Origin of the sequence: Chelatococcus sp. HY11, from assembly GCF_018398335.1 — a bacterium.
GTDB lineage: Bacteria > Pseudomonadota > Alphaproteobacteria > Rhizobiales > Beijerinckiaceae > Chelatococcus.
Genome location: NZ_JAHBRX010000001.1, coordinates 3,507,139 through 3,532,285 on the forward strand (window position 1 = coordinate 3,507,139; position 25,147 = coordinate 3,532,285).

Sequence of the window (25,147 nt, forward strand, 5' to 3'; positions counted from 1 at the left end):
TCTGTGCTTCGTTCAGGGGAGGCGCGGGAGCCTCCGCGTCATCCCGGAAGCCGCAAAGCGGCTGTCCGGGATCCATGAACACTACTGATTCAGAAAGACGGCACCTTGCGCAAAGGCTGACAGCCACTCGCGGACCGTATCGGTTCTGGATCCCCGGCCCGAGCTTGCGCTCTTCCCGGGATGGCCCGCGTGGAAATCGACGCCGGCCTTTGACATTGGCATGGAACCGGTGCCACGAAGGCGGGAGCCCTTGACCCGTCCTCAACCCATCTCGCCGATGCCCATTCCCGCCCTCGCGATCTATATACTCGCCGCGCTCGCGGAGATTGCCGGCTGCTTCGCCTTCTGGGCGTGGCTGCGCCTTGGCCAGAGCGTGCTATGGCTCATCCCCGGCGTCGTCTCGCTGGCCGCCTTCGCCTATTTCCTCACGCTGATCGACACGGCAGCGGCCGGGCGCGCCTACGCGGCCTATGGCGGCATCTATATCGTGATGTCGCTGATCTGGCTGTGGCGGGCCGAGGGTGTCACCCCCGACCGTTGGGACCTTGCTGGCGGCGCCATCTGCCTTGCCGGGGCGGCGGTCATCCTGCTGGGGCCGCGGGCCGCCTGAGCGGCCGGCGGCTCAGGCGTCGAGGCCGGCGATGGCCCGCGCGAAATCGCGCGCCGTGAAGGGTTCGAGGTCGTCCACCCCCTCGCCGACGCCGATGAAATGCACCGGCAGGCCTGTCTTGTCGGCGAGAGCCACGAGGATGCCGCCGCGCGCGGTGCCATCGAGCTTGGTCATGACGAGGCCGGTGACGCCGGCCGTCTTGCCGAAGATCTCGGCCTGGCTCAGCGCGTTCTGGCCCGTCGTCGCGTCGAGCACGAGGAGCACCGCATGCGGCGCCTCCGCATCGAGCTTGCGCATGACGCGGACGATCTTCTCGAGCTCGGCCATGAGGCCCGCCTTGTTCTGCAGCCGGCCGGCGGTATCGACGATCAGCACGTCGGTGCTCGCGTCACGGGCGGCTTGGAGGGCGTCGAAGGCGAGGCCCGCCGCATCCGCGCCCTGGTCACGCGCGACGACGTTGGCGCCCGTGCGCGTGCCCCAGACCTTGAGCTGCTCGACGGCAGCCGCGCGGAAGGTGTCGCCGGCCGCGAGCATCACCGAGCGGCCCTCGGCGCGATATTTGGCGGCGAGCTTGCCGATGGTGGTCGTCTTGCCGGAGCCGTTGACGCCGACCATCAGGATCACGAAAGGCTTCTTGTCCGCCGCGACGACGAGGGGCTTGGCTACCGGCGCCAGCACCGCCTCGACCTCCCGGGCGAGCACGCCCTTGACCTCTTCCGGATCGATCGCGCGGTCATGCCGGCCCTTGCCGACGGCTTCCGTCACCCGCGCCGCCATCGCGACCCCAAGGTCGGCCTGGATGAGAATGTCTTCCAGTTCCTCCAGGGTCGCGGCGTCGAACTTCCGCTTGGTGAAGAGATCTGTGATGCCCGCGCCGATCGACGACGACGTGCGTTTCAGGCCCGCCGTCAGCCGCTGCCACCAGTTTTGGGGCTTCTGCGCGGACGGGGAGGGCAAGTCCGGTTCAGGCTCCGGGGGCCCGGGTGGCGCGACCGGAGCGGCATGGCCGCCATCCGTGTCACCGATAGTCGGTGGCAGCGCCTCGGGCGCGGGCGGCGTGACGGGTTGAGGCTCGGCGACGTCCGTCGCCGCCGGAGGTGGGACAGGCGCCGGCTCGGGAGCGGGCAGGGCCGGGGCCTCCGGTTGGGACGCGACGGGTTCGGCCGCGGGCAGCGGTGACTCGAAAGGGGGTGACTTGAAAGATTCCGACTGGGAAGGCTTGGGTTCGGAAGGCGCCGGCTCTGTCTTGTCCCTGCGACGGCCGAACAGCCGGTCCAGCATCGTCCGTTTCTCGTTCTCAGCCATCGTCGCCTTCAATCCCCGGGGCACAATCCCGAAAAGCCGTTCGACTTCCCGGAGCCGATCATGCGTTCAAACACTGCATTGCCTCAGCCACCGCTGGGTGGCCAGCCGCAGATGAGCCTTGCCGCCCGATCCCGCAAGGCATAGAGCAAAATCCGACTTGGATTGCATTGTACGATCCAAGTCGGTGAATTTGCTCGCCTCTTTTCAGAGAGCAAGTCCGCAACAGACGGACTTGCCCGCGAGCGGTTCTATCGCGTCGGCAGGATGAGGGCATGACACAGGACAGGCCGAAGGGCCATATCTCCAGGTCGGATATTCTGACGCGCCTTCTCTATCGCGACGCGCTCATGCTCGTCATCGACAAACCGGCCGGACTGCCGGTGCACCCCGACGCGAAGGGCGGCGAGACGCTCGCGGACCACCTCGATGCCTTGCGTTTCGGCCTGCCGCGCCGGCCTGAACTGGCGCATCGCCTGGACAGGGACACGTCCGGATGCCTTGTGCTCGGACGTCATCGCAAGGCGCTGGAACGGCTGAGCCGCCTGTTCGCTGACAACAAGGTGTCGAAGACCTACTGGGCTGTCGTCGTCGGTGGGCCGGAGGCCGACGCGGGCGAGATCATGCTGGCGCTCAGCCCGCGCGATCCCGCGCAGGGGTGGCGCATGCAGGTGGATCCCGCCGGCCTGCCGGCCCTGACGCGCTGGCAGGTTCTTGGCCGTGGCGGCGGCCTCACCTGGCTCGCGCTCGAACCCGTGACCGGCCGTACCCACCAGCTTCGGGTGCACTGTGCCAGCATGGGCTGGCCGATCCTGGGCGACCGCGTCTACGGGCGTGGCGGAGCCGGGCAGGGCCTTCATCTGCATGCGCGCGCGGTGACAGTCCCGCTCTACCCGAAACGCGATCCGATCACGGTGGAGGCGCCTGCGCCGGCGGGCATGCAAGAGACGCTGGCGATGCTCAAAGGAAGAGAGGGGCATCCGTCAGGATGAACGACACCAATGTGATGGTTTGTGACCGGAAACGCGGTGTCATCAAGTCAGTCGCGACGCGCCGATCCCTCCCCTGAGGGGAGGGTGGCGCCGCAGGCGCCGGGTGGGATCCACCTGCCGCTGGCCCGGCTGGAAGAAGAAGATGCGAGCTGGCCGGGATGGCCGCGGAGGCGCGGCCACCAGCGTTTCTCCCTCTCCCCGGCGGGGAGAGTGCCGGGAGAGGGGGATGCTTCCGGAGCGGGCGCTCCCCTCACCCGCGCCTTCGGCGCGACCTCTCCCTGCGGGAGAGGTGCGCGGTTGAAACCGTCGCGCGTGATTCCTGGCCTTGCGCCGGAGATCCTGATTGGTTTCAGGCTGCCAGCAGCTCGTGCCCGTCGTGGCCGGCGATGGTGACGTCCAAGATGCGGCCGGGGACGGCGGCGGAGGCGAGGCGCACCAGCGTGAAACCCTCGGTGCGGCCAAGCTCGGCGTTTTCGGTGAGCACCGGCACCTGACGGCCGACCTCGCGCGCGAGATGGCGGGCGAGCGCCTCCGCGCCCTTCTCGCGCAGGCGGCGGGCGCGGTCCTTGATGAGCGCCCGATCGACCTGCGGCATGCGCGCGGCCGGCGTGCCGGGGCGCGGCGAGAAGGGGAAGACATGGAGGTGGGTGAGGTCGCATTCGTCGATGATGGCGAGCGAGCGTGCGAACATATCCTCGGTCTCTGTCGGAAAGCCGGCGATGATGTCGGCGCCGAACACCACATCGGGCCTCAGCTTGCGGACATCCTCGCAGAAGCGGATGGCGTCGTCGCGCAGGTGGCGGCGCTTCATGCGCTTCAGGATGAGATCGTCGCCCGCCTGCAGCGAGAGATGCAGGTGCGGCATCAGACGCGGCTCGGTGGCCAGCGCGTCGAGCAGATCGTCGTCGGCTTCCACGGAGTCGATCGACGAGATGCGCAGGCGCGGCAGCTCCGGAACATGCCTGAGGATCTGCTTGACCAGTCTGCCGAGCGTCGGCGTGCCGGGCAGGTCGCGGCCGTAGCTCGTGATGTCCACGCCCGTGACGACGACCTCTCCGCAACCGTTCTCCGCGAGCCGTCGCACCTGATCGACGACGGCGCCCATGGCGACGGAACGCGAATTGCCGCGGCCATAGGGAATGATGCAGAAGGTGCAGCGGTGGTCGCAGCCGTTCTGCACCTGCACGAAGGAGCGGGGGAGCCCGCCGTAGCCATCGACGAGATGGCTCGCGGTTTCCTTCACCGCCATGATGTCGCCGACGAGGATGCGCTCGGCGGGCGCGGCTCCGGCGATGGCGGCCCAGGTCCCGGCCTGCATCTTCTCGGTGTTGCCGATGACGTGGTCGACTTCCGCCATCGCGGAGAAGGTCGCCGCCTCGATCTGGGCGGCACAGCCGGTAACGACGATGCGCGCCTGCGGCCGCTCGCGGCGAAGTCTGCGGATGGTCTGGCGGGCTTGCCGGCTAGCCTCGGCGGTCACGGCGCAGGTGTTGATGATGACGAGGTCGTCGGCGCCGGCTGCATCGGCATGGCGCTTCATCGCCTCCGATTCGTAGGTGTTCAGCCTGCAGCCGAAAGTGACGACGTCGATCGCCATCAGGCGGCGCCCGCGAAAATTTCCGGCGGGAAGCGGGCTTCCCATTCGAAGGCAACGGCGCCCGTCATGAGGACATGACCGTCGCTTTCCCGCCAGGTGATGGTGAGATCGCCGCCGGGCAGGCTGACGACCACCTCGCGATCGGTGAGGTTCTTGCGCGCGGCCGCGACAGCCGCTGCGCAGGCGGCGGAGCCGCAGGCGCGCGTGATGCCGGCCCCGCGCTCCCATACCCATAGATCGATGTGCCGGCGATCCTTCACGGCCGCGAGCGAGATATTGGCGCGCTCGGGAAAGATCGGGTGGTTCTCGAGCAGCGGGCCGATGGCCGGCAGGTCATAGGCCTTCACGTCATCCACCCAGAAGATGGCATGGGGGTTGCCCATGTTGACGGCGGATGGCGAATGCAGGATGGGCGCATCGATCGGACCGATCTGCAGCTCGATCGCGCGGGTGTCGCGGAATTCTTCCGCCAGCGGGATCTGGTCCCAGCCGAAGCGTGGCGCCCCCATGTCGACGGTGAAGGTGAGCGCGTCGACACGCGTGCAAGGCAAGACGCCGGCAGAGGTCTCCAGCGTCAGGCTGTCGCGGTCGCCATCCTTCATGAGGTGCCAGGCCACGCAGCGCGTGCCGTTGCCGCAGGCCGCCGATTCCGAACCGTCGGTGTTGTAGATGCGCATGAAGGCATCCGTGCCAGGCGTCACGGGCGCATGCAGCACCATCAGCTGATCGAACCGGGAATGCGGATCGCCAGCGATGGCACGCGCTTCCGCCGGTGTCACGACGTGGTCGCAGCCGCGCAGGTCGAGAACGACGATCTCGTTGCCGATGCCGTTCATCTTGGCGAAGGAGTGGTTGGCGAGCGTGCTCATGGTTTCGGCCGGTGGTGCAAACGTCTGGACAGATGGGGGCCTTTTAGAATGATTGCGAGAGGGTGCCAATCCGTCAAAGACATCACGGCTTTCAGTTATTTGCGCGCCATGGCGCGCTTTGCCGCAAATAAGCGCCAAATCGCGATGAACATCCCTTAAAGCATCTCTCGCTCACGGACGCCGAGAATCGTATCGTCGCGATAGCGAAAAGATAGCGATTCGCGGCTGTGGCGAGGAGCCAGGCAATGAGGGAGAGCCGGGCGTTGGGAGAAGTCGCAATCCTGCAAGACGTGCCGCGTCGATCCGTGCCTCGTCCGGATGCGCGTCGCAAGGCGCGTGGCTTGAATGGGCCCCGGGGCTCTGGGCCGGTCGCAACGCGGATCATGTCAGGGCTGGTCATCTCAAGATTGGTTGTCTCTCGACTGATCCTGGCCGCCCTGTTTGCCGCCGGCCCCGTCGTGGCATCCAAGGCTTTCGCGCAGGAAGCCGCGCAACCCCCCGCCGCCTCGTCCCCCGCGCCTGCGGAAGGCGCCCAGCCTTTGCCGCGGACTGCCGAGGAATTGCCGGCTCTCGTGCCTTCCACGGGCAACAGCGGCGACGCGGAGGACGTAACCCTTCCCGAGAAGCCGGCGGCGGTGCTGAAGGGCGGTGAAAGCTCGTGGGACGATGGCTTCAAGAACCTGACGGAGAGCTTCACCCGCATCCAGGACGCGCTGGCGAAGGCGGGATTGAAACCGGCCGGACGGCCCATAGCCATCTTCCTGTCGGCGGATGACACCCATTTCCGGTTCGAGGCCATGGTACCGCTCGCCGCGCCGTTTCCCGGCGGCGGCGAGATCGCGCCTGGCATCACAGCCGGCGTGACCCCATCCGGGAGGGCCTTGCGCTTCGTGCACAAGGCACCTTACGACGAAATCGACACGACCTATGAGGCGATCACCGCCTATCTCGACTCAAAGAACATGGTCGCGAAGGACACCTTCATCGAGGAATATCCATCGCGCACGATGGACCCGGATGATCCGGAGCTCGAGATCAACGTCTACGTGCAGCCCAAATAGAGATTGCGCTCCGCTCACCGTGCCAACTTGCGCACCATGCGCAGACTTCCTCCCGCGATCCCGCGAAGCAGCCGCAGCATCCGCGCCACGAGGCCATCGCCACTCGCGTAGCGGATATAGGCGGCGGCGATGCGGTGGGCACGCGAATGGAAGGCGACGTCGCGGAAATACCTAAGCTCCGTGACTTCGGCGACAAGCGTGTCCTTCTCAAAGGTCGCGATGCGCCTGATTTCCCGGGCGCGCTCCTCCGACAACAGGGCGAGTTCGCGATAATGGGCGACATCCCCTGCCGGGTCATCAGCCGCGCTCTTCAGGCGTTCAATCTCAAGCCAAGGCGCGATATAGGCAGTGCGGGACAAGGGGGTAGAGACCGCGGCCGGCGCGACTGTCGCGTTCCAGACGCCCACGAAGAAAGTCGCACTCTCCGGTGTAACGCTGTGCTCCTTCTCAGCCGGCAGGAGAAGTGACTGAGCAATGGTCTCCGCATTCAGGCTGAGATCCATGGCATCGTCATGCGTGGCGAGCCGCGCGTTGCCCTCCTCGAGGATCGACAGGCCGGTCAGGGGGGCGCCCAGGAGCCATTGCGATGCCGGGCCTAGAACGGCAACGGTGGTGTCCTTGAATTCCTGAAGGCTGTAGGTTTTCTGGTGGAAGGGGTTTTGAATGCCCCGGCGCGTGTCGATGGCATCATTGGGGCAGCTGATGATGATCGCGCCGCCTGGCGCCAGCTGGGCGCGAAGGTTTTCCAGCAACCGGCTCGCGCTCGATACATGCTCGATCGTCTCGAAACAGGTGATGAGATCGAATGGTCCATGCCCATGAAAAGTCGCGGGGGAAAGCGCATCACCCGCGATAAACGTGATGCCGGGCTTGGCGAAACGTGTGTTGGCGGCCTCGATCGCTTCCTTGGCGATGTCTATGCCGACGACCGTGGTGGCTCCGCTCGCACGGAGGAAGCTTGTGCCGTAGCCTTCGCCGCAAGCGACATCGAGCACGCGCTTGCCGGTGCAGAGGGGCCTTGCGAGCAGATAGCGCGCGACATGCTCGGCAGCGAGCATTGCATCGTAAGGCATGGTGCCGGGGGAGAAGCTGATCCGCTCAGCCATGACAGAGGACCTTGGGGGCGACCGTAGGGAATGGCGAGGCGTGACGCGGCCTCTGGCCGAACAGCTGGGCGACGCGCGCGCGGTATACCGCATGGGAATGCTGCCGCGCGACCAGCTCCAGCGCAGCTTGGCTGAATGTCTGCAGCAGTGCGGGATCGCGATGGAGCCGAACCAAGGCTTCCACATAGGCGTCGGCCATTGCGTCGTTGTCCCACAGCGCTGGCAACAGAATGCCCGTCTTCCCATCGATCACGACTTCAGAAATGCCGCCGACATCAGACGCGACCACGGGGAGCCCATGACTCATGGCCTCCAGTATCGTGTTTGGAACGCCGTCATAGTGGCTCGTATACATCAATGCCAGGTATGTATTCGGCGACAGGGACTCGAAGCCGTTATAGGGGCCGTGAAAGGTGAGGTTCTTATACCCATCGAGCTGCGTCGCGCTGAAGCCATTGAAGACAGCTCCGCCGAATGCGTGAATATGCACATTTGGAAGCCGGCGCTGCAGCCGCTCGGCAACGAGTGGCAGAAGATCCGGACGTTTCTCGGAATCGAGCCGTGACGCCCAGAGAATGCGGGACTGTGCCTCCGGCGTTTGCGGGGCAATCACGGCCGGCCGCTGCACCGGCGCGTAGAGGCATTCCCATTTTTCGGTCTGAGTGCCGACACGGTGGCGGTCACGGTCTATCATTGCCTGGCTGTCGCAAATAATTTTTGAAAGAGAATCAATATTCTCCACGATAAGATTCAGGGGTGAATAGTAAATGAACTTGCGGCCGTCCTGAATAAGCTCCGTTTCGCAGAAATGATAATAGACGCATTCGTGTTGACCCATAATGGGGCCGAACGCCGTCAGGAAGCGCTCGGTAAATACGGAATCGCGCAGATGGATGCGCGCGTCCGGCGTGCGCGACTGGATGAGCTTGAGCGTGAGGAGGCACCGCTTGTCCATCGGCAGTCCCCCGCAGAGGCTGCCGAAGTCGACGATGCTTGCATTGGGCGGCACGCGATCCTCCCAGGACGGGCCCGCACGATTCTCCCCGAAAATCAGCAGCGTGTCGGAAAGAGGTTCGTTCTGGTACATGGCCTCGAGCAGTTCGAGAAAATACTTCTCGGCGCCACCGCGCGGCATGAAGGGCAACAGGAAGACATCCGTGAAATCCGCGTCGCCGATGGCTTGGCAGACCTTGTAGTAGGCCACGCCCGCCGAGAGGTCCTGCATGGAATTCGAGATGAGATCACAGTGCTCATATTTCGGTGTCGAGATAAGAGGCTCGATCGCGTTGGCAGCGTCGATCGCACGGCGAATATCGCCGCGTGCGAGAAGGTCTCGCGATGGCGGATCCATCGGCTTGACTGCGCCGGGGGCTTTCGCGACGCGATCGTAATAGGGGGCGCAGATCTTGAGATAAGTTTTCGGCACGAACAGGGGGTTGGGCGGGATCTGGCATGTCGACGCGGACTCCGCGCTATCGAGCAGACTTCCCCGGCGCTTGCGATAGAACAGGAGCGTCCCGGGGGCGATGCGCATGTCGAAACCGGCGGCGACCGCCGCGCAATTGAGATCCCAATCCTCGAAGGCGTAACCTGAGGAAAGCCTGAGATCGGAATAGCGCAGCTCAGCGAAGGCGTCACGATGGGCGCAGAGCCGCGATGTGAACGGGTGCATGTCGATGAGGGCGAACGGCGTCACCGTGGCGAGATCGCGATAGGCCCAGATGTGGTAGGTCGCCCCGAAGGCGAAGAGATATTCCGGAAACACGAGGCAGCGCGGTCCAGCGCCACGCGCGGTCCGGATGGTCTCCTTCAGAAAATTGGGCGAGACAAGGTCGTCCGCGTCCGCTGTCAGAATGAATTCGCCACGCGCTCGTGCAATGCCGTCGTTGCGTGATAGGCCGAGCGAGCCGTTGTCGACATCGAGCATTTCGACATGGGCATAGCCGTTGAGGTCGTGTCCCGCCAGAACGGCGCGCGTCGCATCATCGCTGCGGTCGAATACCGCTACGAGTTCGATGGCAAGGCCATCGTCGTGAGCCACAGCAAGCGCCTCATCCAGTGAAAGGAGCGTGCGCTTCAGGAAGACCGCTTCGCGATGTATGTTGAGGATGATGGATGCGTGAAAAGTCCGCGACGCTTCCACTTCGACGCCCCCCAGCGTGGTCATGTGAGCCACGGTCCGTGGCGCTCGGCGCGATCTAACGTGAATTGGAAGATGGGTCAATGTAATGGCAGCAAATCTTGGGCGCGATTGCAGGTCCTGATTTCATGGAACGACGGCGCGGCTACTTGTGTGACGCTGCCGGGGCAGCATAAGGACTCACGTAAAATTGGACGCAATTTCGCCATCTTTTATTCAAATCGACATTCTGACGCTTTCGTCTCGCGCCGTGATGAGTTGTCCAGACGCGAGATATTGCCCGCTTTAAATTTTATCTTTTGTATATACAAGCCTAGCCTTGATCTCGCGGCACGCTTCTCCATATGTGCGGCGTTGCTCGCGGAAAGGGCGCGGTTGCAGCAATCAGCACGCGCGGTGCACGAGTTGCCGGCGAGGCGCTATGGAGATCCGGGCAAAACATGGGTCGCTCGGCAAACCTTGACTCATCAAGCCCTGTGGCTCATAAGGCGCGGATATTTGCCCGAACCCTGCCGTGTTCGAGAGCCGCCGACTGGTCCGAGAGACCGGAGGTCAACGTCCGACAGCGCTGTGCGCCCTCGGGCGTGATCGCGCTTGAAGACGACGTGCGTGGGGGAGGGCTATCAGGAGTGACTATGGCATTGGCTGACACGCCTTTGAGGATTGAGGACGCGATCAACGAGCTCTGCCCATGGTCCGGGCGGCCGATCGCGGCTGACAGCCTCACGCGTTACAAAGGGGCGGTCGTTGGCTTCTGCAATCCCGGATGCCGGGACAAATTCGAGACGGCCGTCAAGCATTTCGAGGCCGCGCTGGTCGTCCGTCGGGCGACGCGGGCCGGACAAGTCGAGGAGTGAACTGTGTTCGACAATCTCTCCGATAAGCTCTCCGGCATTTTCAACGCGCTGACCAAGCGCGGCGCGCTCTCCGAGGAGGACGTCAACGCCGCGCTTCGTGAAGTGCGCCGCGCACTGCTCGAGGCGGATGTCGCACTGGAAGTCGCGCGCAGCTTCATCGACAAGGTGCGCAGCCGCGCCGTCGGCGCCGAGGTCATCAAGTCGGTGACCCCCGGTCAGATGGTCGTGAAGATCGTTCACGACGAACTTGTTGCGATGCTTGGCGCGGAAGCAGAGAGCATCGATCTCGAGGCTCCTGCGCCCGTCGGTATTCTGATGGTCGGCCTGCAGGGCTCGGGCAAGACCACGACGACGGCGAAGATCGCCAAGCGCCTCACCGACAAGGCCAAGCGCCGCGTCCTTCTGGCGTCGCTCGATACGCGCCGTCCCGCCGCCATGGAGCAGCTCGCCGTGCTCGGCAAGCAGGTGGGTGTCGAGACCTTGCCGATCATCGCCGGCCAGTCCGCCGTGCAGATCGCTCGCCGCGCCATGGAGGCCGCGCGCCTTGGTGGCTTCGACGTGGTCATGCTCGACACCGCGGGCCGCGTCACCCTCGACGAGGCGCTGATGCTCGAGGCGGCCGAGGTGAAGGCCGTCGCGCAGCCGCACGAGGTGCTCCTGGTCGCCGACAGCCTCACCGGCCAGGACGCGGTGAATACGGCCAAGGCCTTCGATGGCCGGCTGGGGCTCACGGGCATCGTGCTGACCCGTATGGACGGCGACGGCCGTGGCGGCGCGGCGCTCTCCATGCGCGCCGTCACCGGCAAGCCGATCAAGCTCGTCGGCACCGGCGAGAAGGTCGACGCGCTGGAGGACTTCCATCCGGCCCGTGTCGCCAACCGCATTCTCGGCATGGGCGACATCGTCTCCCTGGTGGAAAAGGCGGCGGAAAGCTTCGACGCCGAGCGCGCCCAGCGCATGGCCGAGAAGATGCGCAAGGGCTCCTTCGATCTGGAGGACCTGCGTGATCAATTGGCCCAGATGGAAAAGCTCGGCGGCATGGGCGGCCTGCTCGGGATGCTGCCGGGCATCGCCAAGATGAAGTCCCAGATCGCCAGCGCCAATCTCGACGACAAGGTGGTGAAGCGCCAGACCGCCATCATCGATTCGATGACGGTGAAGGAGCGCCGCAATCCGGACATCCTCAAGGCCAGCCGCAAGAAGCGCATCGCCGCTGGCTCCGGCACCAAGGTCGAGGACGTCAACAAGCTCCTGAAGATGCACCGGACCATGGCCGACGTCATGAAGTCCATGGGCAAGGGCGGCCGGGGCGGTATCGCGGGCGCGCTTGGCAACATGTTCGGCCTTGGCGGCGGCGGCATGCCCAACATCGATCCCTCCAAGGTGACGCCGGAGATGCTGGAGCAGATGAAATCGCAACTGCCCGGCGGGCTTGGCGGTGGCGGGCTGCCTGCCCTGCCGCCCGGCGGCTTCGGCGGAGGCTCCAAGCTTCCCGGCATGGGTGGCGGGCTTCCCGGCCTCGGGCCAAAACTGCCCGGGCTCGGTGGGTTTCCCGGATTGGGGAAGAAGAAGTGATGGATGCGCATCCCGAATTGCTGCGCTTGCGCGGCAGCATCGACAATATTGACGCGGCGCTGGTGCATCTTCTGGCGGAGCGCTTCAAATGCACCCAGGCGGTCGGCGAATATAAGGCAACCCATGATCTGCCGCCTGCCGATCCCAGCCGCGAGGCGAGGCAGATCACCCGCCTGAGGGCGCTCGCCGCCGACGCCCATCTCGACCCAGACTTCGCCGAGAAGTTCTTGAACTTCATCGTCAAGGAAGTGATCCGGCATCACGAAACCATCAAGAGCCGGCAGAACCAGGGCGCCTGAGGCGCCCCTATCGTTAGACCTGAGGAGTAGTCTTTTATGTCCCTGAAGATCCGTCTGACCCGTGGCGGCGCCAAGAAGCGTCCTTACTACCGCATCGTGGTGGCCGACGCCCGCGCTCCGCGTGACGGCCGCTTCATCGAGAAGATCGGCGCCTATGATCCGATGAAGCCGAAGGATGACGCGGCTCGCGTCGTGCTCGACATCGAGAAGGCCAAGTCCTGGCTCGCCAAGGGCGCCCAGCCGACCGACCGCGTGCTGCGCTTCCTCGATGCCGCCGGCGTCGTCAAGCGTCCGGCCCGCAACAACCCCAAGAAGGCCGAGCCGGGCAAGAAGGCCCAGGAGCGCGCGGCTGAGCGCGCCGCCGCCGCCGGCGCCGAAGCTGCCGAGGCGTAAGCCACGCAACGCAGGGGCAGGATCCTGAATGGCAAGAAAGCCCTCTCGTCCGGCCCCGGCACGTCCGGCGTCCTCCCGTCCGCGGAGGGAGGATGACAAGCGCCTGCCCGTCGCGCGCGGATCTCACGCCCCGAAAGGGCGGGAGAAGCCGCGCCCGGGGCTGGTGCAGGTCGGTGAATTCGGCCGCGCGCATGGCGTGCGCGGCGAGGTCCGCCTCAAGTCCTTCACGGGTGAGCCAGGGGCGATCAAGGGGTACTCGCCGCTTGAGACGGCTGATGGCTCAATGAGCTTCGTCCTGAACCATGTGCGACCGGCCGCCGGCCCAGCCGGCGATATGCTGGTGGCCCGTGTCGCGGGCATTGACAATCGTGATGCCGCCGAGGCGCTGAACCGCGTCGCGCTTTATATTCCGCGCGAGCGACTGGCGAGCGATCTCGAGGAAGAAGAGTTCCTCCAGGCCGATCTCATCGGCCTGGCCGTCCTGGCCGAGGATGGTGCGCGTCTCGGCACGCTGGTCGGCTTCCACGATTTCGGCGCTGGCGATATCATCGAGGTCCGCAAGGCCGACAGTCCCATCACCGCAATGGTTCCTTTCAGCAAGGCCGCGGTTCCCGTCGTCTCGGTGAAGGACGGGCATGTCGTCGTGGCCGACAAGCGTCTGTTCGATCCGGTGGAGCCTGTTGATCCCGATGAGGACGGCCGGGCCGCGCGGGATTGATGGCGATGACCTGGCGCGCCACGATACTCACCCTCTATCCCGAGATGTTTCCCGGCCCGCTTGGCACCAGCCTGTCGGGAGATGCGCTGTCGCGCGGGCTCTGGAGCCTCGAGGCGCGCCAGATCCGCGACCATGGCATCGGCCGCCACGCCAAGGTGGACGATACCCCTGCCGGGGGTGGCCCGGGCATGGTGCTGAGGGCCGATGTGCTGGCCGCCGCCATCGATGCGGCGGCGGAAGAAGGTGACATCAGGCCGCGTTTGCTGATGAGCCCGCGCGGGCGCCCCTTTACGCAGGCGGATGCGCGCCGGCTGGCGACGGGGCCAGGGCTCGTCATCGTCTGCGGCCGGTTCGAGGGTATCGATGAGCGGGTAATCGCCGGGCGTGATCTCACCGAGGTGTCGATCGGCGATTATGTGCTCTCCGGCGGCGAGATTCCGGCGATGGTGCTGACCGACGCCTGCGTGCGGCTGCTGCCGGGCGTGATGGGCGCCGACGCATCCGGAGACGACGAGAGCTTCGAGAATGGGCTGCTCGAATATCCGCAATATACGCGGCCGCGTGAGTGGGAGGGGCGTCCCATTCCGGATGTGCTCCTCTCGGGCGATCATGGCGCCATCGCGCGCTGGCGGCGCCAGGAAGCGGAGCGCCTGACGGCCGAGCGCCGGCCGGATCTGCTCAGCGCGCGCTGAGGCCAATCCAGGGCGGGCGCAACGCGCTTCCAATTGTCGCAAAATGAACGCCCGCCGCGCCTTGCGCCTCGACAGGGCTGTCTGGCTGGTGTATAGCGCGCCATCCTCGGCTGCCCGTTTGGTTCGCTGCGGAAACCCAATTCAAAACAGCGTCGCCGAAACGCTGGCGCCCGCGAGGGCGTCTCGGCAGGAGTTGAACCGATGAACATCATTGAAGCCCTTGATAAAGAGCAGATCGCCAAGCTCACCGAAGGCCGCGAGCTTCCCGATTTCGAGCCCGGCGACACCGTGCAGGTGAACGTGAAGGTCAAGGAAGGCGAGCGCACCCGCGTCCAGGCCTATGAGGGTGTCTGCATCGCCCGTGACGGCGGCGGCATCAACCAGAGCTTCACGGTCCGCAAGATTTCCTACGGCGAAGGTGTCGAGCGTGTGTTCCCGCTCTACTCGCCGAACATCGATTCCATCAAGGTCGTCCGCCGCGGCAAGGTGCGTCGCGCCAAGCTCTACTATCTGCGTGACCGTCGTGGTAAGTCCGCCCGTATCGCCGAGCGCACCGATCGCGCGTCCAAGACCAAGGGCGCCGCGGCAACCGCCGCCGAGTAATCGCACGTTCCATTCCGGCCGTCGCGCCGGGGTGTTGAGGGCGGGCCTGCCTGTCTTTCCGCTGATGGTCCCTTGGGATGATCCGGAAGGCACGCGGTTCCCGCCTTTTTTCTTGAAGAGCGCCATCTTCCGCGGTTACGGCCGCGGGATGCGTCATCCCGCCCGCTGGAACGACCGGAGTCGGCTGTCTCCACCTCTATCGTGGTATTGATTGTCGGATCTTTTTGGATCTGCTAAAAACTAGACATTATGACCATGCAATGCTCACAGGATCGGCTGTTACCGGCCTTGTCGCGCGCCTTGAGGGCGCGACCGGTGGTGACGACCCATGAGTTTGCTGCGCTGCATGATCACGCGCGTCTGCCGGGACGTTTTTTTGGACGCCTGACCACGGCCGCGAACGCGCAACTTACGGTGATCTGACGCCGGCTCCGCCGGCTCACATGTCGCGAGCGGAAATTTTCCGCGCGCGCGGCCGTTACCGGTGGCTCCAGGAACAGCCATCTTCTGAGTTGAGATCATCACGCCATGAAGCCTCGCACTCTCTACGACAAGATTTGGGACGACCATCTGGTCGACGAACAGCCCGATGGCACTTGCCTGCTCTATATCGACCGCCATCTCGTGCACGAGGTGACCAGCCCGCAGGCCTTCGAGGGCTTGCGTGTCGCCGGTCGTAAGCTGCGCGCGCCGCAGAAGACGCTTGCCGTCGTCGATCACAACGTCCCCACTAGCGACCGCTCCAAGGGCATCGACGACCCGGAGGCGGCGACGCAGGTTGCCGCGCTGGCCGAGAACGCCCGCGATTTCGGCGTGGAATATTATGACGAGCGCGACGTTCGCCAGGGCATCGTCCACGTCATCGGTCCGGAGCAGGGCTTCACGCTGCCGGGCACGACGATTGTCTGCGGCGACAGCCACACCTCGACTCATGGCGCTTTTGGCGCCTTGGCCCATGGCATCGGCACGTCCGAGGTGGAGCATGTGCTCGCCACACAGACGCTGATCCAGAAGAAGGCCAAGAACATGCGCGTGACGGTGGACGGCCAGCTGCCGCCCGGCGTCACCGCCAAGGATATCGTGCTGGCGATCATCGGTGAGATCGGCACGGCCGGCGGCACCGGCCATGTCATCGAATATGCGGGCGAGGCAATCCGCGCGCTGTCCATGGAAGGCCGCATGACGGTCTGCAACATGTCGATCGAGGGCGGCGCCCGCGCCGGCCTCGTCGCGCCGGACGAGAAGACCTACGAGTATCTCAAGGGCCGGCCCAAGGCACCGACGGGCGCCGCATGGGACGAGGCGGTGCGCTTCTGGGAAAGCCTGAAGACGGACGAGGGCGCGTTCTTCGACAGCGAGATCCGGCTCGACGCCGCCAGCCTGCCGCCGATCGTGACCTGGGGTACGAGCCCGGAGGACGTCGTTGCGGTGACCGGTGTCGTTCCCAACCCGGACGATATCCAGGACGAGAACAAGCGCAACTCCAAATGGCGCGCGCTCGAGTACATCGGCCTGAAGCCCGGCACCAAGCTGACCGACGTAACCATCGACCGTGTCTTCATCGGCTCCTGCACCAACGGCCGTATCGAGGACATGCGCGCGGCCGCTGCCGTGGTGCGGGGCAAGAGCGTGCATCCGGGCGTCAATGCCATGGTCGTTCCCGGCTCGGGTCTGGTGAAGCTCCAGGCCGAGGAGGAAGGTCTGGACGTCATCTTCCGTGAAGCGGGCTTCGACTGGCGTGAGCCGGGCTGCTCCATGTGCCTTGCCATGAACGCCGACAAGCTGAAGCCGGGCGAGCGCTGCGCGTCGACCTCGAACCGCAATTTCGAGGGGCGCCAGGGCTTCAAGGGCCGCACGCATCTCGTGTCGCCAGCGATGGCGGCGGCCGCGGCGATCGCCGGGCACTTCGTTGACATCCGGGACTGGAAATGACCGTGGACGGGCGGCCGTCGCCGGTTGGCGCGGCCGCTTCCGCGGCAACGCCCGGCCTTGTGCTGCGGGAGCTCGATCCGGCTGACGCGACCGGGCTCTTGCCGTTGATCGCGGCCTATGGCGAGGCGCTCAGCCACGGCGAGGACAACGGCGACAAGCCTGACCTCGCTTATGTCGAGCGGCTGTTGGCTGAGTCCGGCGTCATCATCCGTGGTGCTTTCGCGGGCGATGACATGAACGGCAAGCTCGTCGGCTTTGCCCTGTTCTATGACCTGCCGGAGGCGATCTCGCGGCGGCGGGCCGGGCAGATCGATGACCTCTATGTTCTTCCCGAGGCGCGCGGTCAGGGGGTTGCGGGGGCGTTGATCGCCGATATCGTCGCGGAGGGACGCAAGCGTGGCTGGATCCAGTTGCGCTGGATGGTTCCTCACGACAATCTTGGCGCGCAACGGCTTTATGACCGCATCGCCGAAGCCGCCCCCTGGAAGAACTATGTGATCTGGCTCGAGCCGGGCGTTTCCTGGTGAGGCGGTAACGCGAAAGCCAGCGGGGCCGGGCTTGAGGCGGTTATCATGGTGGGTCATGACGAAAGGTGATGACGAGCGGGAGCGGGAAGCCAAGGAGACGCTGGAGCGCGTGTCCCGCGACAGCGAGGCGATCGCGGATTCCGGCGTCGCGCGTGTCGTTCGCCATATGACCGGCGCGGATGCGCCCCTGTTGCCGGACGGTCGTCGCGATCCCATCGAGGTCTGGGGACGGCGCATCGGACGGGCAATCGGTGTGGTGATCGTCATCTACCTCGCGGTGTCGCTGTTTACCCAGCTGCGGGGCTGAGGAGAACAGCTTTCGCGACTGAGCGTTTTCGAGCGGAGTGGAAACCGGTTCGTGTGAAGGAAATGCGTGGAAGCAAAGACCTGAAGCGTTCCTGGTGAACTCCGGTTCATAGGGAAAGCTCCAGGCTTTGAACGGAGAGTGACGGCGTGGCATCTGTGCACAATCTCGCGGAGGAACTGCCTCTGGCCTGGGGCAGGCGGATGGCCCCTACCTTGGCTGACGTCGAGGTTCTGGCCGAGCGTGCCCTGGCGCAGCTGCCTGATACGTTCCGCGCATTGTGCAGCGGCGTGGTGCTCACGATCGAGGATTTTCCGGACGAAGAGACAATCGAGGAAATGGATCTCGAAAGTCCTTTCGATCTGCTCGGCCTGTTCCGCGGGCATGGCCTGGCGCAACAGGGCGCGGGTCCCTTGAGCGGGCAGATGCCGAATATGGTTTTCCTCTACCGCCGGCCCATCCTCGACTATTGGGCGGAGCACGAGGAAACGCTGGGTTCGATTGTGACGCATGTGCTCGTGCATGAGATCGGGCATCATTTCGGTCTGTCCGATGAAGATATCGAGGCGATCGAGCGCGAAGCCGGTTGATGGAAATCTGCGGAGCCTTTGAGCTCCTGTTGCTTGAGAATTTGGGTGGAAGGACTGGACGGATGGACAAATTCACAACCCTGACGGGGGTCGCGGCTCCGCTGGAGATCGTCAATGTCGATACCGACATGATCATCCCGAAGCAGTATCTGAAGACGATCAAGCGCACGGGTCTCGGCGCTGGCCTCTTCGCCGAGATGCGCTTTAAGGAAGATGGCTCGGAAAATCCCGACTTCATCCTGAACAAGCCGGCCTACCGTAACGCGCAGATCCTCGTCGCGGGTGACAATTTCGGCTGCGGCTCCTCGCGCGAGCACGCGCCCTGGGCGTTGCTCGACTTCGGCATCCGCTGCGTGATCTCGACGTCCTTCGCGGATATTTTCTACAACAACTGCTTCCAGAACGGCATCCTGCCGATCAAGGTCTCGCCGGAAGATCTCGACAAGCTGATGGATGACGCACGCCGCGGGGCCAATGCGACGCTCACGGTCGATCTGGAAAGCCAGACCATCAAGGGCCCCGACGGTGGCAGCATCAGCTTCGACCTTGACCCCTTCCGCAAGCATTGCATGCTCAATGGTCTCGATGGCGTGGGACTGACCATGGAGAAGCGCGACGCCATCTCGAGCTATGAGACCAAGACGAAAGAGACGCATCCCTGGCTTTGATCGCGCGGGCCTCGTGCCCCGGCTGATCGGCTCATAATTTGCGACTTGAAATGCGGCGGGAGCCTCCAAGAGGTTTCCCGCCGTTATTGTTTTCGATGAATGTATTTATGTATATTGCAAGTTATTGTGATGTTTGTTTCGCGATCAGGGCATGACGTATACTAAATCAATTTCGGAAATTGGGAGTTTCAGCGTCTATTTGAGCCATATCTATGTTGGTGGAGTGATCGTGCACTCCAGCTTCAACAGGATGGCAGGTTTTCATAGTGACAAGATGGGCTGTGTGAACAACGCGATCCGTTTCATCATGGAGCGATTGCCCGATCATCTACCGCGCATTTCACCGCTGAATGTGATGTTGCATCCTCGCATTGCTTGCGAGGCCTGCTGGTGGCCGGAGGGGCCGGGCGGCAAGCGCACCATGTTCGTGGGAGACAAGATCTTTGACGTGAATGACCATTACCCCGGCCAGAGTCCGATCTTCGGGGAAGGTCCCAAAGGCAAGCGCGGTATTCCCGACCAGTTGCGCGATGCTGGTATCATGAACCAGATAACAGGGTTGACGCCGGTGCCGAAACGGAGCGCCTCGGAAGCGATGCGTGGGATCGCGGCTGTCGTCCATGAATTCGGCCATTTCCTGCATGAGGCTAACAGGCCCGCCATGTTCTGGAGCCTGAAGATGATATCAAGCACGGCATGTGTCGCGCCTGACATCGGCATCCAGGTGAGCGGCTATGCAACCATCAACCCGCTGGAGTTCGTCGCCGAGGTCTTCACCGGTCTGGTGTTCGGCCTGCGTTACTCCGAGGCTGTGATCGCGCAGTATCACGCCTTTGGTGGGGTCGATCTCTAGAGGAGTTTACCCTCGGCCCATGTGGTGATCGTTCGCCAAGTCCTAAAGCTTGCCAAGTCCCCGCGGAACGTCTTAAACCTCCGGCACAATCCATCTCGGCGTAGTCTCGCGAGGCATCATGGCATCCTTCAATCTCCTTCTCCTCCCCGGTGACGGGATCGGCCCCGAAGTCATGAGCGAAGTGGAAAAGCTCGTTCGCTGGTTCGACAAGGAAAGCGGCAACCGTTTCGAGACGGAGCGTCAGCTCGTAGGCGGTTCCGCCTATGACGCGCATGGCGTTGCCATCACCGACGAGGCGATGGGGCTAGCCATGGCGTCGGACGCCGTGCTGTTCGGTGCGGTCGGCGGACCAAAGTGGGACAAGGTCCCCTATGAGCACCGTCCCGAGGCAGGCCTGCTGCGCCTGCGGAAGGATCTTGGGCTTTTCGCCAACCTGCGCCCCGCCATCTGTTACCCGGCGCTGGCCGACGCGTCGTCCCTGAAGCGTGAGCTGGTCGAAGGGCTCGACATCCTCATCGTGCGCGAGTTGACGGGCGGCGTGTATTTCGGCGAGCCGAAGGAGATCGTGACGCTGGAGAACGGCGAGAAGCGCGCCGTGGATACCCAGCTCTACACGACCCACGAAATCGATCGCATCGCCCGCATCGCTTTTGATCTCGCCGGCAAGCGCCGCAGCAAGGTGGCCTCCGCTGAGAAGCGCAATGTCATGAAGTCCGGGGTGCTGTGGAACGAGGTCGTCACCCGCGTGCATGGCGACTATCCCGGTATCGCGCTGGAGCATGTGCTCGCCGATAACTGCGCCATGCAGCTGGTGCGTAATCCCAAGCAGTATGACGTCATCGTCACCGACAACCTCTTCGGCGACATCCTCTCGGACGTGGCGGCGATGCTGACGGGCTCGCTCGGCATGCTGCCATCGGCGGCGCTCGGCGCGGTCGACCCCGTGACGGGTAAGCGCCGGGCCATGTATGAGCCGGTGCACGGCTCAGCCCCCGATATCGCCGGCCAGAGCCTTGCCAATCCGATCGCCATGATCGGCTCTTTCGCCATGGCATTGCGGTATTCCTGCAACCTCGTCGAGGAAGCCGATCTCCTTGAGAAGGCGGTTGCCAACGTGCTGGACAGTGGCCTGCGCACGCGCGATATCGCCGCGCGGGGCTCCAACGCGACCAGCACCGGCGAAATGGGCGATGCTGTCCTGGCCGAGCTGCAAAACCTCGCGCGCTGAACGCGCCCGCGAGACTGTTGGGTATTTGGGGAGTGCCCGAGGCGCTCCTTATTTTTTCCTGAAGTCGAAGCTCGCCACCATCAGCGACGCGTCTGGATGAAAATAAGAGACCGTCCAGCGGTTCGGCAGCGTTTCGAGTTCCTCATTGTACGCCTTGGCGCCCGCGACATAATCGCTGCGCGCCACGACCATCCGCTGTTCGTGCTCGGCCAGCTGCGCGAGGAGCGCCTTGACCTTGGGGTCAGCCGCGTCCGTCGGATGGGCGTTGACGAGATCCAGCACTTCACCCAAGGCGTCCGAGAGGACATCCTGCGTCGCCATGAAGGCGCGCAGCTTGTCGGGCGAATACGGCGTGCTGGGGTCCGACGGCAGCGCCTCGACATCCTCGGTGGCGGTGACAATGCGTTCGCGTAGCTTGTCGTTGGCCTCGACGCGGATGGCGAGCGAAACCATCGCCGGTGCGACCGCTGTGCGTGCCCTGAATTCCTTCTCGACATTGCCCCAGGCCGCGACGGCATTCTTCGCCCGTATGGGGATCTCCGCGGCGCTGTTTCTGGCGAACACAACGGTTGCTGCCCCAAAACACACTGCCGTCACGACAGCGACAACGCCGATGAGCGTCCGTGACCCCATGGTCAGATTTCCCCGATCGTCAGATGTGTAGATGAAGTGGTTGTGGGACGAAGTGCCCGTAGGCACAGCTGGACCGGCATCATGGCCGGCGACCCGCGGTACGACCGGCGATCGCCCAATGGACCAGGCCGGCAAGCGCGCCCGTGAGGAACAGTACGAGGGTGACGTCGGCCTCGCCCTGCGTGCCATCCGCCGAACCCCGCGCGATCCAGGGAAGGGCCGCTGTAAGGAGCGCGGTCGCGGCGGAATACCAGACGAAGGAGCGCCATCCCGCGAATTCGCCGACGAGGGCGATGATGGCGGGCGGCAGCGCCACGAAACCGACGGTCAGCATCCAGAGCGCCAGAAGCGATCCGGGATCGCCGGTCGTTGTCAGGGCATCGAAAAAGGTAAGGAGACCCGCGAGGCTGAGCCCGGCGAAGAGCTGGGCGAGCGCGGGCTGGAAGGTCGCCGCCAGCATCAGGAAGATGAGGCCCGCCGTGACCGCGCAGCCGATGCCGAGCGGCACAAGGATAAAGCGCGCGAGAAGGCGCATCCGTCAGTCTCCGGCGGTGAACAGGCCTTCGGCGCCGATGCCGCTCTCCGCCATCAGGCGCGCCCGCGCCCGGAGCTTTTCCGTCTCGCTCTTCAGCTGGCCGCAGGCGGCCAGGATATCGCGGCCGCGCGGAGTGCGCACCGGGCTCGCGTAACCCGCCCGGAACACGATGTCCGAGAAGGTCTCGATCGTGTCCCAGTCCGAGCATTCATATTGCGTTCCGGGCCAGGGATTGAACGGGATGAGGTTGATCTTGGCCGGAATGCCCTTGAGCAGGCGCACGAGCTCACGCGCGTCGGCCTTGCTGTCGTTGATGCCCTTCAGCATCACGTATTCGAACGTGATGCGGCGTGCATTCGATACGCCGGGATAGTTGCGGCAGGCATCCAGAAGCTCGGCGATCGGATACTTCTTGTTCAACGGAACGAGGGTGTTGCGCAGGTCGTCCCGCACGGCATGCAGGGAGATGGCGAGCATCGAGCCGATTTCCTCGCCGGCGCGCGGGATCATCGGGACGACGCCGGATGTCGAGAGGGTGATGCGGCGCTTGCCGAGGGACAGGCCATCGCCATCGGCGACCACGCCCATGGCGTCACGGACATTGTCGAAATTGTAAAGCGGCTCGCCCATGCCCATGAGGACGATGTTGGTGACGAAGCGGTTGCCATCGCCCGGCAGGAGGCCCTTTTCGCGCGCGCCGGGCGGTGGGGACTGGCCGGGCCAGTCGCCCAGCCGGTCACGGGCGACGACGAGCTGCGCGACGATCTCGGCGGCGGTGAGGTTGCGCACCAGCTTCTGCGTTCCTGTGTGGCAGAACGAGCAGTTCAGGGTGCAGCCCACCTGACTCGAAATGCAGAGCGTCGCACGGTCGGCTTCCGGAATGTAGACGCACTCGATCTCCGGGCCGACACCTTTGACCTTCTCGTGCGCCGCGACGGGCGCCATGCGCATCAGCCATTTGCGCGTGCCGTCGCGCGACACCTGCTCGGTCACGACTTCGGGACGGGCGAGCGTGAAGGCATCGCCCAGCCGCGCGCGCAGCTCCTTGCCGATCGTCGTCATGGACGTGAAATCGGTGGCGCCGCGCTGGTAGATCCAACTCCAGAGCTGGGCGGTGCGCATCTTGAGGTCGCGATCGGGCACGCCGATCGACGACAGGGCTGTCCGCAATTCCTCACGTGTCGCGCCAAGGAGTGAGGGCGCACGCTCATCAACGGGCTGGGCGGCGCCGACAGGGGCATGCGCAACGGCCGCCATGGGGGCGCTGCTGCGTCTGGCAAAGTCGAGCGAAACCTCGGCCATTGGTGATCATCTCATATAACGATGCACGGAACCGGGACGGAAGCGCGTCATGGAACAGTGCATGAGGGTTGTGGTCCATCCGGAGCGCCGATGTCGCGGCCGCCCGCAGTGACATGCGCTCCAAGGGATGCGGAATGCGCCGCTATAGCACGGTCATCGCCTCACGGCCATGCCGTTTCCGCAATTCCGCTATCCGTCGAGCCTCTCATATACCAGCACGCCGGAGCGTGGATCGACGGCAAAATCCATCACGCGGCCGTTCTTCATGCCTTCGCCTTCCCAGCGGCCGTCATCCGCCTCGAGGGCATGTATGGCGCTGTAGCCGCTTTCCTTCAATTTCGCGATGACTTGCTCCATCGGAAGCCAATCAGGACCAGGGACGTCCGCGAGTGCGTGGCTTGCGAAGGCTGCAGTCAGGGTGACGGTACAGAGCACGGCTTTCAAACGCGACAAAGGTCTCTCCTTTTCTGTCGATACACATGCAAACGGCGCCACGCGGGCGCCGTCATTAGAGATGGAAATCGATAGGGAGGCGAATAAAGGATTCGCTACTTCTTGCATTCCGCGGCGGCTCGTTCCAGCGCCTGAGTGAAGCCGGCCAATGAATATTCATCCGTGAGGTTGCTGCCGCGCCGCGACTGCGACTTCACGATGAGCTTCGCGCCAGCGCGAAAGGCGGCGAGCACACGCGCTTCCTCAGCGGGGTTCTTGACCCAGGCGTTGGTATCTTTCGTCACGAGCGCAAATTTCGCATCGCCTACCGTTGCCGTGGCCTCCGCGCCTTCCTTCGTCGGGAAGCCCATCACGATGCTGATCTCGTTTCGGACGTTCTCAGCCGGTCGCGTGGAGATGAAGAGATAGGCGGGATCGCGGTTCAGTCCCTGAGGCAAACGGGTCTTGGGCTGCGACAGCGCATAGCAGACCTTGTTGCGTCCCTGACCCGAGGCATAGGCGCCCCAGTCACCCGAGGAGGCGAGAAGAACCGCCTGACCTTGGCCGGCGCCTTGCGCCGTCGCGCTGGTCGCTGTTGCCCCGTAACCGCACGCGAGCAGCGCGACCATGAAGAAGCCCCGTAGGGGCTGGAAGGAGAGATGCCGAATCATGAACGCATGTTACTCCCCGCAGCCCGCAGGAAAAGCGGGCGCGTTCCCTTAACCCTGATCTGTACCATGATATAGAAAGTTAGGCATAATTTTCCCTGAACGGGCGATGCGTAACCCGCGAACCTTAATGGCTTTTGCTGCTCAGTTGTCCATCTCGGACAAAGTTTCGTGAGCGCGGCGGCGATGGTCGTCGGTGATTGATGTGGCAACGCCGGTAATCGCGGCCGCGAGAAGCGCCATGTCGTCGCCATAGCCGAGCAGCGGGATGATGTCGGGAACCGCGTCGAAGGGCAGGATGAAATAGGCGAGCGCGCCGTAGAGCACCAGCTTCACGCTCCGTGGCGTCTTGGGATCGAGCGCACAGTAATAGGCGGCGACAAGATCGCTCGCGAATGGCACGTTGCGCGCCACGCGTTTCAGGGCCGGCCAGAAGCCACGCTTCACGCGCACCTCGGCGTCCCCGTCCTCCACCTTGGCCCGACGCCGGATTTCGGCCATTTCCTCCGGGGTGAGCCGCTTCTCAAAACGGGAACCAGCGAAATCGCCAGTAGCCATTGCCTCATGCATCCTTCCTGGTGGCGGGCCCTGGCCCGCGCTCACAACGCCCTGAGAGATGGGATCGGAGGGGCGCGGGTGCAAGCCTCGCCAAGAGCAGCGA

The 25,147-nt window shown here is 64.3% G+C and carries 28 protein-coding genes; 17 read left to right on the top strand and 11 right to left on the bottom strand.

From position 1 onward, the window contains the following. The first annotated feature begins 283 nt into the window (after positions 1–283). Positions 284–610 (top strand): YnfA family protein, encoded by a 327-nt coding sequence (locus KIO74_RS15980; protein ID WP_213335515.1) that lies wholly within the window; start codon positions 284–286, stop codon positions 608–610. Between the two features lie 12 nt (positions 611–622). Here KIO74_RS15980 and ftsY read toward each other — a convergent pair whose 3' ends face one another. Next, positions 623–1,915, bottom strand: coding sequence for a signal recognition particle-docking protein FtsY (gene ftsY, locus KIO74_RS15985; protein ID WP_213332807.1), 1,293 nt, complete (start codon positions 1,913–1,915; stop codon positions 623–625). Between the two features lie 272 nt (positions 1,916–2,187). Here ftsY and KIO74_RS15990 point away from each other — a divergent pair, with 272 nt between their 5' ends. Then, positions 2,188–2,904, top strand: coding sequence for an RluA family pseudouridine synthase (locus KIO74_RS15990; protein WP_213332808.1), 717 nt, complete (start codon positions 2,188–2,190; stop codon positions 2,902–2,904). A 349-nt stretch (positions 2,905–3,253) separates the two neighbouring features. Here KIO74_RS15990 and mtaB read toward each other — a convergent pair whose 3' ends face one another. Both mtaB and dapF read right to left on the bottom strand, forming a co-directional pair. Beyond that, positions 3,254–4,501: a tRNA (N(6)-L-threonylcarbamoyladenosine(37)-C(2))-methylthiotransferase MtaB gene (mtaB, locus tag KIO74_RS15995; RefSeq protein ID WP_213332809.1), complete on the bottom strand. Its 1,248-nt coding sequence runs from the start codon at positions 4,499–4,501 to the stop codon at positions 3,254–3,256. Then, a complete protein-coding gene (gene dapF, locus KIO74_RS16000) occupies positions 4,501–5,370 on the bottom strand; it encodes a diaminopimelate epimerase (RefSeq protein WP_213332810.1) in 870 nt (289 codons plus the stop codon). Before dapF ends, mtaB begins: the two co-directional genes overlap by 1 nt. Before the next feature lie 245 nt (positions 5,371–5,615). Between dapF and KIO74_RS16005 the strand changes: the two genes are divergently transcribed. Beyond that, positions 5,616–6,431, top strand: coding sequence for a GyrI-like domain-containing protein (locus KIO74_RS16005; protein ID WP_213332811.1), 816 nt, complete (start codon positions 5,616–5,618; stop codon positions 6,429–6,431). A 14-nt stretch (positions 6,432–6,445) separates the two neighbouring features. Here KIO74_RS16005 and KIO74_RS16010 read toward each other — a convergent pair whose 3' ends face one another. Together KIO74_RS16010 and KIO74_RS16015 are read right to left on the bottom strand one after the other, a co-directional pair. Continuing rightward, on the bottom strand, positions 6,446–7,537 hold the full coding sequence (locus KIO74_RS16010) for a class I SAM-dependent methyltransferase (RefSeq protein ID WP_213332812.1): 1,092 nt from the start codon (positions 7,535–7,537) through the stop codon (positions 6,446–6,448). Then, positions 7,530–9,704: a glycosyltransferase gene (locus KIO74_RS16015; protein ID WP_213332813.1), complete on the bottom strand. Its 2,175-nt coding sequence runs from the start codon at positions 9,702–9,704 to the stop codon at positions 7,530–7,532. The genes KIO74_RS16010 and KIO74_RS16015 overlap by 8 nt, the downstream gene beginning before the upstream one ends. A 608-nt stretch (positions 9,705–10,312) precedes the next feature. On the opposite strand from KIO74_RS16015, the gene KIO74_RS16020 reads away from it, so the two are divergent. From KIO74_RS16020 to leuB, 14 genes are all read left to right on the top strand, one after another. Continuing rightward, positions 10,313–10,534, top strand: coding sequence for an eL24 family ribosomal protein (locus KIO74_RS16020; RefSeq protein WP_213332814.1), 222 nt, complete (start codon positions 10,313–10,315; stop codon positions 10,532–10,534). Between the two features lie 3 nt (positions 10,535–10,537). Further along, complete coding sequence (gene ffh / locus KIO74_RS16025) at positions 10,538–12,109, top strand: signal recognition particle protein (RefSeq protein WP_213332815.1); 1,572 nt, start codon at positions 10,538–10,540, stop codon at positions 12,107–12,109. Then, entirely contained in the window at positions 12,109–12,408 is a 300-nt protein-coding gene (locus KIO74_RS16030) for a chorismate mutase (RefSeq protein ID WP_213332816.1), read from the top strand. The genes ffh and KIO74_RS16030 overlap by 1 nt, the downstream gene beginning before the upstream one ends. A 36-nt stretch (positions 12,409–12,444) precedes the next feature. Further along, a complete protein-coding gene (rpsP, locus tag KIO74_RS16035; protein WP_213332817.1) occupies positions 12,445–12,801 on the top strand; it encodes a 30S ribosomal protein S16 in 357 nt (118 codons plus the stop codon). A gap of 28 nt (positions 12,802–12,829) precedes the next feature. Next, the gene (gene rimM, locus KIO74_RS16040; protein ID WP_213332818.1) at positions 12,830–13,519 is read left to right on the top strand and encodes a ribosome maturation factor RimM; all 690 of its coding nucleotides are present in this window, start codon (positions 12,830–12,832) and stop codon (positions 13,517–13,519) included. Then, positions 13,519–14,211 carry a tRNA (guanosine(37)-N1)-methyltransferase TrmD gene (gene trmD / locus KIO74_RS16045; RefSeq protein ID WP_213332819.1) on the top strand — a complete coding sequence of 231 codons (693 nt, stop codon included), beginning with the start codon at positions 13,519–13,521 and terminating at the stop codon, positions 14,209–14,211. Before rimM ends, trmD begins: the two co-directional genes overlap by 1 nt. 201 nt (positions 14,212–14,412) lie before the next feature. After that, entirely contained in the window at positions 14,413–14,814 is a 402-nt protein-coding gene (gene rplS / locus KIO74_RS16050; protein WP_213332820.1) for a 50S ribosomal protein L19, read from the top strand. A 528-nt stretch (positions 14,815–15,342) separates the two neighbouring features. Further along, on the top strand, positions 15,343–16,746 hold the full coding sequence (gene leuC / locus KIO74_RS16055; RefSeq protein WP_213332821.1) for a 3-isopropylmalate dehydratase large subunit: 1,404 nt from the start codon (positions 15,343–15,345) through the stop codon (positions 16,744–16,746). Beyond that, complete coding sequence (locus KIO74_RS16060; RefSeq protein WP_213332822.1) at positions 16,743–17,273, top strand: GNAT family N-acetyltransferase; 531 nt, start codon at positions 16,743–16,745, stop codon at positions 17,271–17,273. Before leuC ends, KIO74_RS16060 begins: the two co-directional genes overlap by 4 nt. A 55-nt stretch (positions 17,274–17,328) precedes the next feature. Then, positions 17,329–17,580 (top strand): hypothetical protein, encoded by a 252-nt coding sequence (locus tag KIO74_RS16065; protein WP_213332823.1) that lies wholly within the window; start codon positions 17,329–17,331, stop codon positions 17,578–17,580. A gap of 200 nt (positions 17,581–17,780) precedes the next feature. Next, entirely contained in the window at positions 17,781–18,167 is a 387-nt protein-coding gene (locus KIO74_RS16070; protein ID WP_213335518.1) for a metallopeptidase family protein, read from the top strand. Positions 18,168–18,229: 62 nt separating this feature from the next. Further along, positions 18,230–18,835, top strand: coding sequence for a 3-isopropylmalate dehydratase small subunit (gene leuD, locus KIO74_RS16075; RefSeq protein ID WP_213332824.1), 606 nt, complete (start codon positions 18,230–18,232; stop codon positions 18,833–18,835). A 133-nt stretch (positions 18,836–18,968) separates the two neighbouring features. After that, positions 18,969–19,688, top strand: a complete 720-nt coding sequence (locus KIO74_RS16080) for a hypothetical protein (protein WP_213332825.1) — start codon at positions 18,969–18,971, stop codon at positions 19,686–19,688. Between the two features lie 118 nt (positions 19,689–19,806). After that, on the top strand, positions 19,807–20,916 hold the full coding sequence (gene leuB / locus KIO74_RS16085) for a 3-isopropylmalate dehydrogenase (RefSeq protein WP_213332826.1): 1,110 nt from the start codon (positions 19,807–19,809) through the stop codon (positions 20,914–20,916). Between the two features lie 48 nt (positions 20,917–20,964). Here leuB and KIO74_RS16090 read toward each other — a convergent pair whose 3' ends face one another. From KIO74_RS16090 to KIO74_RS16115, 6 genes are all read right to left on the bottom strand, one after another. Continuing rightward, positions 20,965–21,549 (bottom strand): LemA family protein, encoded by a 585-nt coding sequence (locus KIO74_RS16090; protein ID WP_213332827.1) that lies wholly within the window; start codon positions 21,547–21,549, stop codon positions 20,965–20,967. A gap of 79 nt (positions 21,550–21,628) precedes the next feature. Next, complete coding sequence (locus tag KIO74_RS16095; RefSeq protein WP_213332828.1) at positions 21,629–22,084, bottom strand: hypothetical protein; 456 nt, start codon at positions 22,082–22,084, stop codon at positions 21,629–21,631. 3 nt (positions 22,085–22,087) lie between these two features. After that, positions 22,088–23,386, bottom strand: coding sequence for a dual-specificity RNA methyltransferase RlmN (rlmN, locus tag KIO74_RS16100; RefSeq protein ID WP_213332829.1), 1,299 nt, complete (start codon positions 23,384–23,386; stop codon positions 22,088–22,090). A gap of 189 nt (positions 23,387–23,575) precedes the next feature. Beyond that, positions 23,576–23,947, bottom strand: coding sequence for a PepSY domain-containing protein (locus KIO74_RS16105; RefSeq protein ID WP_213332830.1), 372 nt, complete (start codon positions 23,945–23,947; stop codon positions 23,576–23,578). After that, positions 23,935–24,489 carry an invasion associated locus B family protein gene (locus KIO74_RS16110; protein WP_249731015.1) on the bottom strand — a complete coding sequence of 185 codons (555 nt, stop codon included), beginning with the start codon at positions 24,487–24,489 and terminating at the stop codon, positions 23,935–23,937. Before KIO74_RS16110 ends, KIO74_RS16105 begins: the two co-directional genes overlap by 13 nt. A gap of 141 nt (positions 24,490–24,630) precedes the next feature. Next, a complete protein-coding gene (locus KIO74_RS16115; RefSeq protein ID WP_502762069.1) occupies positions 24,631–25,044 on the bottom strand; it encodes a YkvA family protein in 414 nt (137 codons plus the stop codon). Between the last annotated feature and the right edge of the window lie 103 nt (positions 25,045–25,147).